Origin of the sequence: Peribacillus sp. NPDC096447, from assembly GCF_044762725.1 — a bacterium.
Classification (GTDB): domain Bacteria; phylum Bacillota; class Bacilli; order Bacillales; family DSM-1321; genus Peribacillus.
This window is the reverse complement of record NZ_JBIWEV010000007.1, coordinates 98541-111040: the sequence shown is the minus strand read 5'-3', so window position 1 is coordinate 111040 and position 12500 is coordinate 98541. Positions and strand designations below refer to the sequence as shown.

The 12500-nt window shown below is 35.3% G+C and carries 20 protein-coding genes; all 20 read left to right on the top strand.

Annotated elements, in window-relative coordinates; translation table 11 throughout:
• Window positions 1–567: 567 nt before the first annotated feature.
• The 20 genes from ACIQZD_RS22150 (at window position 568) to ACIQZD_RS22055 (ending at window position 12494) form a co-directional block, all read left to right on the top strand.
• Window positions 568–921 (top strand): hypothetical protein, encoded by a 354-nt coding sequence (locus ACIQZD_RS22150; RefSeq protein ID WP_402906462.1) that lies wholly within the window; start codon window positions 568–570, stop codon window positions 919–921.
• Window positions 914–1252, top strand: a complete 339-nt coding sequence (locus ACIQZD_RS22145; protein WP_402906460.1) for a hypothetical protein — start codon at window positions 914–916, stop codon at window positions 1250–1252. The genes ACIQZD_RS22150 and ACIQZD_RS22145 overlap by 8 nt, the downstream gene beginning before the upstream one ends.
• Window positions 1253–1266: 14 nt before the next feature.
• Window positions 1267–1698, top strand: a complete 432-nt coding sequence (locus tag ACIQZD_RS22140; protein WP_402906458.1) for a hypothetical protein — start codon at window positions 1267–1269, stop codon at window positions 1696–1698.
• Complete coding sequence (locus tag ACIQZD_RS22135) at window positions 1685–2116, top strand: hypothetical protein (protein ID WP_402906456.1); 432 nt, start codon at window positions 1685–1687, stop codon at window positions 2114–2116. The genes ACIQZD_RS22140 and ACIQZD_RS22135 overlap by 14 nt, the downstream gene beginning before the upstream one ends.
• Window positions 2117–2642: 526 nt before the next feature.
• Window positions 2643–3221 carry a BA5345 family protein gene (locus ACIQZD_RS22130; protein WP_402906454.1) on the top strand — a complete coding sequence of 193 codons (579 nt, stop codon included), beginning with the start codon at window positions 2643–2645 and terminating at the stop codon, window positions 3219–3221.
• Between the two features lie 171 nt (window positions 3222–3392).
• Window positions 3393–4214: a hypothetical protein gene (locus ACIQZD_RS22125; RefSeq protein WP_402906452.1), complete on the top strand. Its 822-nt coding sequence runs from the start codon at window positions 3393–3395 to the stop codon at window positions 4212–4214.
• A gap of 61 nt (window positions 4215–4275) precedes the next feature.
• On the top strand, window positions 4276–4605 hold the full coding sequence (locus ACIQZD_RS22120) for an HNH endonuclease (RefSeq protein ID WP_402906450.1): 330 nt from the start codon (window positions 4276–4278) through the stop codon (window positions 4603–4605).
• Between the two features lie 113 nt (window positions 4606–4718).
• Window positions 4719–5021: a P27 family phage terminase small subunit gene (locus tag ACIQZD_RS22115; protein ID WP_402906448.1), complete on the top strand. Its 303-nt coding sequence runs from the start codon at window positions 4719–4721 to the stop codon at window positions 5019–5021.
• Window positions 5018–6661, top strand: coding sequence for a terminase TerL endonuclease subunit (locus ACIQZD_RS22110; protein WP_402906446.1), 1644 nt, complete (start codon window positions 5018–5020; stop codon window positions 6659–6661). Before ACIQZD_RS22115 ends, ACIQZD_RS22110 begins: the two co-directional genes overlap by 4 nt.
• A gap of 7 nt (window positions 6662–6668) precedes the next feature.
• Window positions 6669–7811 carry a phage portal protein gene (locus tag ACIQZD_RS22105; protein WP_402906444.1) on the top strand — a complete coding sequence of 381 codons (1143 nt, stop codon included), beginning with the start codon at window positions 6669–6671 and terminating at the stop codon, window positions 7809–7811.
• Complete coding sequence (locus tag ACIQZD_RS22100; protein ID WP_402906442.1) at window positions 7808–8521, top strand: head maturation protease, ClpP-related; 714 nt, start codon at window positions 7808–7810, stop codon at window positions 8519–8521. Before ACIQZD_RS22105 ends, ACIQZD_RS22100 begins: the two co-directional genes overlap by 4 nt.
• Before the next feature lie 14 nt (window positions 8522–8535).
• On the top strand, window positions 8536–9687 hold the full coding sequence (locus tag ACIQZD_RS22095) for a phage major capsid protein (RefSeq protein ID WP_402906440.1): 1152 nt from the start codon (window positions 8536–8538) through the stop codon (window positions 9685–9687).
• Window positions 9688–9692: 5 nt separating this feature from the next.
• On the top strand, window positions 9693–9857 hold the full coding sequence (locus tag ACIQZD_RS22090) for a hypothetical protein (protein ID WP_202186710.1): 165 nt from the start codon (window positions 9693–9695) through the stop codon (window positions 9855–9857).
• Window positions 9858–9866: 9 nt separating this feature from the next.
• Window positions 9867–10160: a phage gp6-like head-tail connector protein gene (locus tag ACIQZD_RS22085; protein ID WP_342615063.1), complete on the top strand. Its 294-nt coding sequence runs from the start codon at window positions 9867–9869 to the stop codon at window positions 10158–10160.
• The gene (locus ACIQZD_RS22080) at window positions 10150–10566 is read left to right on the top strand and encodes a phage head-tail adapter protein (RefSeq protein WP_402906437.1); all 417 of its coding nucleotides are present in this window, start codon (window positions 10150–10152) and stop codon (window positions 10564–10566) included. Before ACIQZD_RS22085 ends, ACIQZD_RS22080 begins: the two co-directional genes overlap by 11 nt.
• Entirely contained in the window at window positions 10563–10964 is a 402-nt protein-coding gene (locus tag ACIQZD_RS22075; RefSeq protein ID WP_342615065.1) for an HK97 gp10 family phage protein, read from the top strand. The genes ACIQZD_RS22080 and ACIQZD_RS22075 overlap by 4 nt, the downstream gene beginning before the upstream one ends.
• Complete coding sequence (locus tag ACIQZD_RS22070; protein ID WP_342615066.1) at window positions 10961–11344, top strand: DUF3168 domain-containing protein; 384 nt, start codon at window positions 10961–10963, stop codon at window positions 11342–11344. The genes ACIQZD_RS22075 and ACIQZD_RS22070 overlap by 4 nt, the downstream gene beginning before the upstream one ends.
• A gap of 1 nt (window position 11345) precedes the next feature.
• Entirely contained in the window at window positions 11346–11921 is a 576-nt protein-coding gene (locus ACIQZD_RS22065) for a major tail protein (protein WP_342615067.1), read from the top strand.
• 64 nt (window positions 11922–11985) lie between these two features.
• On the top strand, window positions 11986–12312 hold the full coding sequence (gpG, locus tag ACIQZD_RS22060; protein ID WP_342615068.1) for a phage tail assembly chaperone G: 327 nt from the start codon (window positions 11986–11988) through the stop codon (window positions 12310–12312).
• A 59-nt stretch (window positions 12313–12371) separates the two neighbouring features.
• On the top strand, window positions 12372–12494 hold the full coding sequence (locus tag ACIQZD_RS22055; protein ID WP_318285165.1) for a hypothetical protein: 123 nt from the start codon (window positions 12372–12374) through the stop codon (window positions 12492–12494).
• The last annotated feature ends 6 nt before the right edge of the window (window positions 12495–12500 follow it).

The window sequence follows — 12500 nt, the reverse complement described above, 5'->3', positions numbered from 1 at the left end:
ATTTATTGTGGGTTCTTCTATTTTTTTTGCTCTTTTTAATTCGCTTCAACCTGTCGGTTGTTCAATTCATTTTTTAAGACAATGAAATCCTTTGTGACTGTAAGGATAGATGGGTTCGTGTGAATTATACACAATCTGGATTATAACTAATTCAAAGGGGTATTTTTTGTCCCTTTTGTATCGAATAAGCTAAGGGAAGGCGAACGAATTGCGAACGATAAACGGTCACTTATTCATTTTACTGTTATAAAGTAATAGTATAGAAGTGAAGATTCTAAATAAGGCGTGATGATTTTTAGTTGTTGCGGCGCATCTACTTTTTTTACTTGAAGATTTTATTATTCGTGGATACTCGGAGTATGGCCGAGTGACTGTTCTTTTTGTACAGTGTTAACCAAGCATAAAACTCCAGGGAGAATGGGATTTCTGGATTATGGAAAATGATGCAGAAAAGGGATTAGCATAATCTTAACTATCTTCCAATACATAATTATTTAATTCATTAATGCAATTGATAATATGGAAATGATATACTGTATTTACAATAATAAATGAACGGTGGAGCCTATGGAAAAATTCCTCTCGTGTAAAAGTAACTTAGAATTTCTTGAACAAGAAGAAAGAAGAATAGCTATTCTGAAATCTAAGCAATTCGAAGAAATGGAAGAATGGGCATTATCTTTTTATACTATTGAAAAGCGCTTAGAGTTAATAAAGCATTATCAGGGTATAAATAATGATTGGGTAGTAAAAGATATAACTTTGATTCACGAAAAATGGGATAAAAAATTAACTTCTGATGATATTATGAAAATTGCTAACTATGATATTAATATCCGTAATTACAGCCAGGATAAATATAAAAAATCAATTGTAAATAATATTCATTCTGTATTTTTTGGGAGGAATAGTGATGAGTAAATCTTTTGCACTTATTATTGATCCTGAGAATGATTATAAGAGAATTATAGAAAAGAGCGAGAAATATTATGATATGCATTTTCATAATATTTCTCACTCAAATGTAAGTGGTATTCAAGACGAAATGGAATTGATGTTGGATATAACACCAAATAAAATTCATTTTATGGTTCCAGAAAAAATTGATGAACAAAAATTTAACACTATTATAAGTGTGACACGGAATTTTATAAGTAATTCTTTTGAAAATCAAATAGTATGTGTTAAATATTATGAAAATCAGAAGGAATTTTTTAATGATCTTGATGGAGTGACCATGTTAACGGTGTAATCGGAGGATATAATATGACAATTATTAACAAAATTAAATTAGCAATTGATGAACTCGAGTTGAAAGCCAAACTAATAGAAGATTTAGACGCATATACATTCAACGTTATATTAAAAGAAGATTTAAACTTTTTAATGGTAATACAGAGTAATGAGAAAGTGAATTGTATTAGGATTATGGTTCCCAAATTGTTTCAGTTCCCTGAAGAAATGTTAAAAGAAATTTCTGAATTTATTATGGATTATAATGCAACCAGTATTATTTTTGGAACTTTAGCTCTTGGAAAGACTAAAGATGGAGTTCGGTTTATTACATACTCTCATGCAATTTCTATGGAGAGAGGTGACAACCCAACATTTAATTCAATGGAACTTGATGAGTATATAAATTATGCTAGTTTTTTATACCGTGATGTTCAAGAGGAATTAACTAATGAGCGAGAATAAATTAATCATTAATTTACTACAAATGGTTTCTTTTTTAACCTTTATAATTTTAGGAATTATAAGATGTTTCGTTGACAGCCTTCCTTTCGTTTTTTTCATTAGCTGTATTTCTTTTTTGGCCGCCGTTATCGTTACCTTGTTTACTACTAGGAATCATCTAATGACGTCAATGCACCTATGGAAAGAAAAGAAAGAGCATAGAGTTAAATTAGTGGAAATTATCATTGTTTTAGTAACTTTGATTGGAGCAGGGATATTTATTTTACTAGGAATATTTAATAAAATTTCACCAAGGTTAAGTGATGTTTTATCAATATTTGCATTTGGTATATCACTTTCAAATGATTATTTATCAAAAAGGTTTTCAAGTATACTCCATTACTCTAACGAAGATATCCCTATAAAAAAAACCATATAAATAATTTATTAAATCTAAACTAGGGTGGATACTAATATTTAAAGAATTTAAACTGAATGCTTTTATTTTGCAGGAAATCCACTCATTGTATCGAAATTTATGATAAAAAGTGTGGTTTAATGAGAGTGAAAACAGAATATATAAAGTATGAAATGGTGATTGATAGACTCTTACCTGGGAAGGAACACTATTATGAAATCGTTGAAATTAATAATTAACCAGGGGATGATTTAGATAAGTTAGTAGAAGATGAGTTAGGAAAGAAATTAACTTTAAATAAAATAGGTTCAAGGTAATAAGTACCACAGAACTTTAAGCATCCTTTCATGGGTGCTTTTTTTATGTCCTAAAACACACAAACGAATATTCCGTACTCGAATCGCAGTACTCTAAAATTTTTTTCTTCCGTTAGAGTGAAATTCCTAAAGAAAATATATAAAGAAAATATATAAAGAAAACCCTCTGAATTGATTATAGAAGGATTTTTTCATTTCTTTGTCTAAATATTGATTAGAGGAGTGATTTAATGAATTTTGATACTAAGTACTTGATAAGGTGGGGAATACCTGGATGGACAATGGTAATGGTGTTATCACCATATATGATTGTTACATATTTTGATTTTTTATCTAAACAGGTCTATAATGCTTCAGATCTCCTGGCAATTGGGGCAGTATTAACGGTATTAGGTGTACCCTTAGGATATTTATTAAACCAAATACATCATTCATTATTTTGGGTATTGCCAAGAGTAAATAAGGATAAATGGACAATTTATTTTGATGAAGAGCTTGATATTGATGAATATTTTGCCGATGACAATGAAGATGGTATGAAAGATGCACTTAAAGAGCGGTATCGCTATTTACTATCTAAAAAGCATGAGCTTGGTGGTATTGTTATGAGCTTAGGTATCTCAGCTTTTGTAATATTGATATTTAACTGTACTATGGATGAATTTCATGCGTGGTGTTGGTGGTATTTCATAATATTGTTAGCATTATTTACAGTTCTTCTCTTAAGTAGACAATACTCGAGCGAAAACATTGATAGATACCACAATCATTATTTGAATAAGCAAAGGCAAAATGACACTTCAACCTAGAAGTGTTTTTTTTTATTTGGATAAAGAAGGTGGAGGGTAGAAGATTGGTATCAATGAAATAGATACTGATAGATTTGTGTATATTGCAATGTTTTCTAATACTATCAATTATTGTTAGGAAATATGTTGTTTTGTCGTATAATATGATAAGACAAAAAGGAGATGAGGATATTGAAGTGGGGAAAACAAGATTGGTTTTGGTTAACTGGAATATTAATAATAATTAATATATCTGTTTTTGCTTTTCGTTTATCAGATAATCAAACATTCATGGAAATTTTTTCTTTTATGGTTAATGGCATTTCAATAGCATTAGCATTTGTAGCAATGTATACAAGCTTTAAACAAAATAGTGATAATCAAACTCTTACTACCCAAATGAGTGAAACGTTAGCTAGAATGGATGAAAAAATAAACTCAATGGGACAAAAGGTATCAGAATTTAGTAGTGTAGAAGAAGTCAAAAAAATGTTGGACGCTCGTCTAAACATAGCTGCTGAATCTATCGAAGAAACATTAAGTGATGAAGATGGGAATATTTCTAAATCTGAAGTAATTGATATATTGAACAATGAATTGTCTAACTTTAGTGAGTCATTAGACAAGATAATCAAGAATAACCTCCCGCAAGACAAAGTTGTTGAACCTTTAAAATCTGGGAATACTTCTGATTTTAACATTAGAAGGCCTCGGGGGTTAATGCTTGAAACTATCAAAACTGAATATGGTTTCATTGAGTTTACTTTGAAAGAAATACAAAAGAAAATTTCCGATAAACATAATGAGGTAATTCCCTTAACTTTATTAAGATTGTTATTGATAGATCAGGTGAACAGCAAGTATTTAGTTCAAATAGAGGCCCCTAGAGACACGGAAGGCAAATTAGTGGGTGTCAGAAAATTCAAGGTAAATGAAAAAATTAGAGAAAAAATAGATGTTGTAAAAAATAAATCTGAAGAAAATCTGAAAATACATACTGAAAAGAGTACTTAAGAAGCATCCTGCGTGGGTGCTTTTTATTTTGGAGAAAAAAGGGTGAGGGGAATAAGAAAGGATGGTTGAATACAAGACAGAGGCACAGAAGAAGAAGTTCTATAGGACAGGAGATTGGAACAAGCTAAGACAGCAGGCATTAGAGAGGGATAACCATGAGTGCCAACAGTGTAAGCGTGACGGTAAAGTACATGTGGACTCAATCAAGGTAGAGGGAGAACGTAAGAGTGTAGAGCTAAACGTTCATCATAAGTATGAGATTGAACACTATCCTCAATTGGCATTGGTATTAGATAACCTTGAAACCTTATGCCTGAACTGTCATAACAAGATGCATGATCGTGTATTCGGTGAACAGAAAAAGAAAAGATGGGACGATGAGATGTGGTAGTGTGGTAGTCCCCCCCACCAAAATATTTTGGCAATTATTTTTTTCCCGGGGACCGGGGAGGGGGTCGTTTTTCCAGATTCATTATCGTTTTTAGATGTAAGGGGGGTGAAATCATGGCAGTTAAGGTGAAAAAGCTAAAGAAACAGCTATTGTCTAAAATTGACCAGAATGACTTGATGCAAGTGGAAAAAGTGGAAAGGTATATCAATCTCGTGGAACTTTTTAACAATTTGGATGAAGACATTAATAAACATGGAACGATGATTGAAATCATCAATGGATCTCAACAATTTAATAAACCGAACCCTGCGATTGCTGAAAAGGTGAAAATTAGCGGATCGCTATTGAGTATCGAAAAGAGTTTTGATTTTGAAATTGAAGAGGAAAGCAAACCTAGTGCTAGTGATCTAATTTGATTTCAAATAAATATGTACAGGATTATATAGACCTTTACGAAAACGGAAAGATCCAACTCAATAAAGAGCGCATTATGTTACTCGACCATTTACAAGAAAGAGTCCTGACCAGGGTTGATTTATATTTTGATGAAACTCTTATAGAGAATTTCATCAAGTTTGCTGAGAAATGGTATTTTCCATTGCAGCCTTTTCAAAAGTTCATAGCTGCCTTTGTTTTTCTTTTTTATAAAGAAGATGATTCCATTTTTTACGAACAATTTTTAATCTTCATGGCAAGGGGCGGCGGTAAAAATGGGTTTGTATCTGCACTCAGTCATTTTTTTCTCAGTCCTTTACATGGAATACCTCGATATAATATTTCCATTGTCGCTAATAACGAAAAGCAGTCTAAGATTTCATTTAAAGAAATCTATGAAGCGATTGAGGTAAACAAAGTTCTTGAAGATATGTTTTATTGTACTAAGGTTGAAATCACCGGTAATGATACAAAAAGCGTCCTTCAATACCATACTTCCAATGCCGGGACAAAGGATGGTCTCCGTGATGGAGCGGTTATCTATGATGAAATTCATCAATATGAAAATTTTGATGTTGTAAATGTATTCTCTAGCGGACTTGGTAAAGTACCAAACGGTAGGGAATTTTTTATTGGGACTGATGGATATGTTCGCGAGGGCTTCCTGGATAAAATGAAGGAACGTGCCATGAACATCCTGGAAGGGAAAGAATTAGACGACCCACTTTTCCCGTTCATTTGTAAAATTGATGAAAGCAAAGAAGTGGATGATCCCGATATCTGGGAAAAGGCAAATCCAATGTTTAGTGAGCCCAGGAGCGTTTATGCAAAGAGGTTATTTAAAAAGGTCCTAACTCAATTTAAGCAGCTAGCGAGTAATCCCTCGAATCGTGAAGAATTCATGACAAAGAGAATGAATCTACCAGAAGTCAACTTAGAAAAGGTCGTTGCACCGTGGAATGAAGTTTTAGCGACTAACATAACATTGCCGGAATTGAAAAATCGAACATGCATAGGTGGCTTAGACTATGCATCCATCCGAGATTTTGCAGCTGTCGGACTTCTTTTTAAAGTTGAAGGTAAGTACATTTGGGTAACGCATAGTTTTGCTAGAAAACAATATTTAGAAGTGGCCAAGTTAAAACCGCCTATATACGAATGGGAAAAACAAGGGTTACTCACCATCGTGGATGAGCCTTCCATTGATCCACAACACATTGTCAATTGGTTCTTAGAACAAAAGAAAAAGTACGGATTAACTAAAGTTATCTCCGATAATTTCAGAATGGATTTACTCCGCCCGTTATTTGAGGCAAATGGTTTGGACTATGAAATTGTCCGGAATCCTAGAGCCATCCATTCCTTGCTAGCTCCTAGAATCGAGGACGCATTTGCCAATAAAAAAATTATATGGGGCATGAATCCGTTAATGAATTGGTATGTAGGCAATACAGCCGTGAAAATCAAAAATGATGGAAATAAAGAATATATCAAAAAGGATGAACACAGGCGTAAAACGGATGGTTTCCAGGCGTTTATCCATGCCATGTATAGAGCTGATGAAATCGATGAAATGGACTTAAGCAGCTCATTGGATTTAATGGACAGTTTGGTGTTCTAAAAAGGGGGTGAAAACAATCGGGTTATTTGACAGTATCTTTTCTAAAAACAAAGCACTGGCATCGTCTTATGATTATGAGTTTGCTATTGAAGCAACCAAAAAAGTGTATTTAAAGGAAATTGCATTAGAAACATGCATCAATTTTATTGCTCGAACTATTTCTCAAACCGAATTTCGTTATATGCGTGAACATGAACGGATCCGCAATGAGTTAGACTATGCTTTTAATGTACGTCCTAACACCGACATGACGGCATCAGACTTTTGGCAAACTGTTATCGCTAATTTAATCAGTAATAATGAAGTGCTCATTATTCCTTACCAGGATCAATTGCTAATTGCAGACTCTTTCATTCGGAATGAATACGCACTTTTCCCAGACACATTCCAAAGCGTTACGGTGAAAAACTTCATGTTCAACAGAAAAGTGTGGAATATGGATGAAGTGATTTATCTTACTTACAATAACAAGCGTTTAACATCTTTTATGGATGGATTAATTAATGATTATGCCGAGCTATTTGGGTCATTAATCGAATCATCTAAACGAAGCTTTCAAATTCGTGGGGCTATCAAGTTCGATACATCCCATGATTTGAACGACACGGAAAAAACACAGTCTCTCATCGATAAAATCACAGGGGCCGTCAGGGATAAAGTAACAGCCATCTTCCCTTTGTTTAAAGGCATCAGTTACGAAGAATTTTCAAACGGAAGTGTAAAGGGTCCAAGCCACGAGGATATTAACAAGGTAAAACGGGCCTTGATAGACGATGTAGCGAACATATTGGGTATCCCTATCAATTTATTGCACGGGGATGTTGCAGATCTTGATAGCGGCTTAAAAGCTTATATCAAGCTATGTATCAATCCACTGGTTAAGAAAATAACAGATGAATTAAACGCAAAAACAATCACGCGACAGGAATACCAAGATGGAGAACACATTAAGGCAATTGGCGTAAAAGTGAAAGATATATTTGAACTTGCTGCAGCGTTTGATAAGTTAATAGCGTCAGGTACATTTACACGAAATGAATTGCGTGAGGAAGCTGGATTTAATCGTTCAGACAATCCGAAACTTGATGAATTTATATTAACTAAAAACTATGAAAGCATCGATGAACCGAAGGGAGGTGAAAATGAATGAAGAAAAAAATCCAACAAGTAGCGCATAAATTTACAAACAGTCTTGATGGCGATGAACATGCCATGACAATAAGTGGGGCAATTGGTCAGGGTGGATGGTTTTATGATGCCACGTCAGCAAATGATTTACGCAGGGCTTTAGATGGTGTTACGGCATCTACCATTCGCATTAAGTTAAATAGCGGTGGAGGCGATGCTTTTGACGGCATTGAAATTTACAACTACTTAAAAGATCATAGTGCACATGTCATTGTAGAGGTTACGGCCCTGGCAGCTTCAGCGGCTTCCATTATTGCGATGGGTGCAGATGAAATTATCATGCGTACCGGTTCAAATCTAATGATCCATGAAGCAGCAACATTTGCTTATGGTACAAAAAGCGATATTCAAAAAACCATGAATGCTTTAGAAACGATTGATGAATCAATTGTTTCTATCTATAAACAGCGCACAGGGTTAAGCTCTGAGGAAATCAGGAATATGATTGAAGCTGAAACATGGTTAACGGCAGAAGAGGCACTGGAAAAAGGGTTTGTCGATTCGATTGAAACTGCTGAGGACCCGGATGAACCAGAGAGAGATGATTTTATCAATTTTAGCAACGAACAAATGAATAGCATCGTTGCTAAAGTAACAGCTAACCTACAGAAGAATATTAAACAAACTAATGAACCTAAGCCTGTGGCGAAAAAACGAGGGTTCATTTTTTAATTGGAGGAAAAATAATGACCATTAAATTAACTAATCATACAGCAGCATATAACGATGCTAAAAAAGCATATGCAAAAGTGGTGAAAAATGAAGGATCAACTCCCGAGCAAATCGAATCAGCTTGGAACACCATGCAAGATGAGCTCGTAAATTCTTTACGGACTCAAATCACTGAGGCTGTACAAACCCAAAATGCGGATCAAACGATTTTAGCTGCTCGTGGTGTAAATGTTCTAACTTCCGAAGAAACAAAATTTTTCAATGCTGTCGTGCAATCTGACGGGTTTACAGATGATATTATTCTGCCAGAAACGACTGTTGACCGTATTTTTGACGACTTAACAACGGATCATCCATTCTTATCCGAAATCAATTTGCAAAAAAAGGGTCTTGTTACACGCATTATCAAGTCTGATCCTTCTGGTGCTGCTGTATGGGGTAAAGTATTTGGTGAAATCAAGGGACAACTTGAAGCGGCTTTTAGCGAAGAAAAAGTCACACAATCTAAATTGACTGCATTTGTTGTGCTTCCCAAAGATTTAGATACATTTGGGCCTGCCTGGATTGAGTCATATGTTCGTACACAAATTGCTGAAACATTTGCAGTTGCCTTAGAAAATGGATTTATCAATGGTGTGGGTCCTGTTAAAGACCAACCAATTGGCTTAATTCGTGATTTAGACGCAGCGGTAGACCCAGCAACAGGGCACGCTAAAAAGGCCATTGCTGGTACTCTTACATTCGCTGATTCAAAAACAACAGTAAAAGAACTAGCGCAAGTCATGAGTTACCTTTCCACTAAATCAAACGGTAAGTCTGTCAAAATTGGAGGAAAAGTTGTTTTAGTTGTTAACCCTATAGATTCCTGGGAAGTAAAAGCGCAATACACGTTCTTAAATGCAAACGGAACGTATGTTACAGCTCTACCCTTTAACTTGCGTATTGTAGAATCTGAATTTGCTACAGCTGGGGAAGTTATTGCCTTTGTAAACAATCGTTATGATGCTTATACAGCTGGCGGCGTACAAATTAACAAATTTGATCAAACACTTGCTTTGGAAGATTGCTATCTTTACACAGCCAAACAATTCGCTTTTGGTAAAGCAGATGATAATAAAGCAACAGCAATTTATACCTTATCTATTAGTACTACTCCGGAAGGGTGATCATAATGGCTAAATATAAAGTGTTAAAAACATTCAAGGATATCCATACAAATGAGGTTTATGTACCTAATCAAGAAATTGAAATGAAAGTAACAAGAGCTAAAGAGGTTGAACAAAACCTTGATGGCTCTTTTTTAAGTAGGGTAGAAGAAAATGAAGATGAAAAGTAGGTGATTTAATTGGAAATCACGGACGAAATCTTAACTAAATTTAAAAAACGCATGAAAATTTCTCATAGTATCGAGGATGATACATTAAAAGATATCCTATCTTCCTCTGCTGAGGATATAAAAGCGCATTGTGGACCCTTTACTATTGAAACGAATGGAAGGGCTAGGGAGTTGGTTTTCGAGCGTTCACGCTATGTTTATAATGATGCCCTAGAGTTTTTTAACGATAATTTCGCTTCGCAAATGACATCTTTAGCTTTGGAGCTTTATATACCTTCTGTGGAGATTACTGATGAAACCTAAGTTTAATCCAAATAAAATTGGTAGCGGTGAGTTAAGGACACCCGTTTGTTTTTACCAATATGCTCCGAATACTGGCCCTGAGCCAGGTGAAGGAGAATTAATCCAGATATATGAGTGTTTTGCGGAAGTGTATAGTGCGAGTATGAAAGATATCGAGATTCTCAATTCCGGTAAGGAACAAAAACAGCTAAAATTTATGAATACGAAAAATGCCGTGACGATTAATATACGCGATTCATTCGGTGAGTTTTTCCCCGACACTGAACACTACGCAGAATTGCAGGATGATCGCTATTCAAAAATGATAGATGGCGAACGTAAATATATTCGCTTTAATGTAATTGACGTTCGACCCAACCTAACAAAAAACGATTTTATTACCATCTTGTTGGCGGTGATCACATGAGTGTTGAATTTAAGGGGTTCGAGGAAGTTTATAAAAATCTGCAAAAACAATTGTCAGAACAGGCTTTAGGCAGAGTGTCCAGCAAAGCTTTAACTGCAGGAGCCCATGTGGTTGCAGCAACCATTTCCCAAGAATTCGAGAAGTTTAAAGATACCGGGGCCTCCGAGGAAGAAATTATCGTAGGTAAGGTAACAAACCAAAATGGTTTTAAATCGGTATTAGTGGGTTGGAATGGGCCAAAAGAGCGTTATCGATTAGTCCATCTAAATGAATTTGGCTATAACCGAAATGGGGAAAAAGTAAAACCTAAAGGCTACGGATCTATTCAACGAGCAGTTTCGAATAGTGAAGGAGCCTTTTTGCATACGGTCACGAAGGAGCTGAAAAAACAATTATGACTGACGGATTAATGGTGATCTATAACCAGCTAATTTCAAATGAAGTGATCGTTTCCCTTTGCGAAGACCGGATAAAATTTTATGAATATCCCGAAACAGGAAATACCAGTAAACCTTTTATCGTAATTGATCCATTGGATGTTCCTGTTCCAACTGTGTATGCCAGTAATGAAAACCATGCGAATGAATATTTGTATCAAATTGATGTGGAATCAACGAACCGTTTGCAAGTTAAAGAGATTCAGGCTGAGATAAAAAAGGAATTAAAAAAGCTTGGTTTCGGACAGTTAAAAGATGGTTTAGATGAATACTTCAACGAAACAAAACGCTTTGTGGATGCCAGGCGTTATAGAGGACTAATAAAAGAAGAGGTGTTGTAAATTGGGTATTAGAGTAGGTTTCAAGCGAGCGACATTTGTCGTTTTAGATAAAGATGGTAAAGCTACATCATCTGTTTTTGTTGTAGAAGGTAAGGCCAATAAGGGTGGTACCAAGGAAGCTACCATTTCAGGTATCTCCCCTGAATCTGTGAAGGTTTATGCTTCAAATGTGGCTTATTACGTATCTGCAAAAGGTACGGGTGACGTTAAAGCGGAAATTAGTATTCTAGACGTACCAGAAGAAATGACAGAAGCGGTTCTTGGTCGTAAGAAACACACAGATGGCTTTACATTGATTGGTGAGCGTACAGAGGCACCGTATGTGGCAGCATTACTTGAATCAGAAGATGCAACAGGCCAGCCCGTTTTATTTGCTTTATTAAAAGGTAAAATGTCTGCCGGGGACGTATCGCTTAAAACAAGTGAAGATAAACCATCAGAACCAGATGATGAAAAGCTGACCATGGAATGTATTGCAAATAACGATGGAGAAACCATTGCTTATGGAATCGGTTCGGAAATTGCTACAAAGTTAAAAGCATATGCATTTCCCCCTATAGCACCGCCAGCTGGATAAATAGAAAGCCTTCCTTATGGAGGGCTTTTTCATTTTATTTTTTATAAAAATTGGAGGATGAAACATGTACACATTAGAATTAACCAATTCCAAAACAAAAGAAGTTACTACCCATACACAACCATGGGTAAGCGGCAAGCAATTAATTACAGCGTTAAAGCTGAATAATGCCATTTATGAAGATGATGAAGAATCTACCCTGGCTCTTGTCAATTTTGTTGCCGATCTATTTGGCATTAAAGCAAATGACATTCTAGATGGTATCCAGGCACATGAATTGATGCAGAAGTTGTATGAAGTATATTACAAGGTTCTTGGTTACAGTGAAAAAAAGAGTCAGAAGTTGATCCAGTTCATGAAGGACGGGGAAGTAGAAGCGGAACTGGATTAACCCCACAAGAAGCCATTGATAATCTAAATGCTCTTTTTCTTAATTTAATGCAGCAGGGCATGAGTTATCAAGATGTTGTGAATGCCGATTACTATCATTTGATGGAAATATTAAATAATGATGAAAAACCGAAAAAAGAAAAAGCCATGGATTTAGCGGATTTTGTAAAAACATTATCCTAGGAAAGG

Excerpts from the sequence above, each read along its gene's own strand:
- gpG (WP_342615068.1), top strand. The coding sequence starts at position 11,986 with ATGTACACATTAGAATTAACCAATTCCAAAACAAAAGAAGTTACTACC.
- ACIQZD_RS22150 (WP_402906462.1), top strand. The coding sequence starts at position 568 with ATGGAAAAATTCCTCTCGTGTAAAAGTAACTTAGAATTTCTTGAACAA.
- ACIQZD_RS22095 (WP_402906440.1), top strand. The coding sequence starts at position 8,536 with ATGACCATTAAATTAACTAATCATACAGCAGCATATAACGATGCTAAA.
- ACIQZD_RS22130 (WP_402906454.1), top strand. The coding sequence starts at position 2,643 with ATGAATTTTGATACTAAGTACTTGATAAGGTGGGGAATACCTGGATGG.
- ACIQZD_RS22120 (WP_402906450.1), top strand. The coding sequence starts at position 4,276 with ATGGTTGAATACAAGACAGAGGCACAGAAGAAGAAGTTCTATAGGACA.
- ACIQZD_RS22090 (WP_202186710.1), top strand. The coding sequence starts at position 9,693 with ATGGCTAAATATAAAGTGTTAAAAACATTCAAGGATATCCATACAAAT.
- ACIQZD_RS22080 (WP_402906437.1), top strand. The coding sequence starts at position 10,150 with ATGAAACCTAAGTTTAATCCAAATAAAATTGGTAGCGGTGAGTTAAGG.
- ACIQZD_RS22135 (WP_402906456.1), top strand. The coding sequence starts at position 1,685 with ATGAGCGAGAATAAATTAATCATTAATTTACTACAAATGGTTTCTTTT.
- ACIQZD_RS22070 (WP_342615066.1), top strand. The coding sequence starts at position 10,961 with ATGACTGACGGATTAATGGTGATCTATAACCAGCTAATTTCAAATGAA.
- ACIQZD_RS22145 (WP_402906460.1), top strand. The coding sequence starts at position 914 with ATGAGTAAATCTTTTGCACTTATTATTGATCCTGAGAATGATTATAAG.
- ACIQZD_RS22140 (WP_402906458.1), top strand. The coding sequence starts at position 1,267 with ATGACAATTATTAACAAAATTAAATTAGCAATTGATGAACTCGAGTTG.
- ACIQZD_RS22115 (WP_402906448.1), top strand. The coding sequence starts at position 4,719 with ATGGCAGTTAAGGTGAAAAAGCTAAAGAAACAGCTATTGTCTAAAATT.
- ACIQZD_RS22075 (WP_342615065.1), top strand. The coding sequence starts at position 10,563 with ATGAGTGTTGAATTTAAGGGGTTCGAGGAAGTTTATAAAAATCTGCAA.
- ACIQZD_RS22100 (WP_402906442.1), top strand. The coding sequence starts at position 7,808 with ATGAAGAAAAAAATCCAACAAGTAGCGCATAAATTTACAAACAGTCTT.
- ACIQZD_RS22055 (WP_318285165.1), top strand. The coding sequence starts at position 12,372 with ATGAGTTATCAAGATGTTGTGAATGCCGATTACTATCATTTGATGGAA.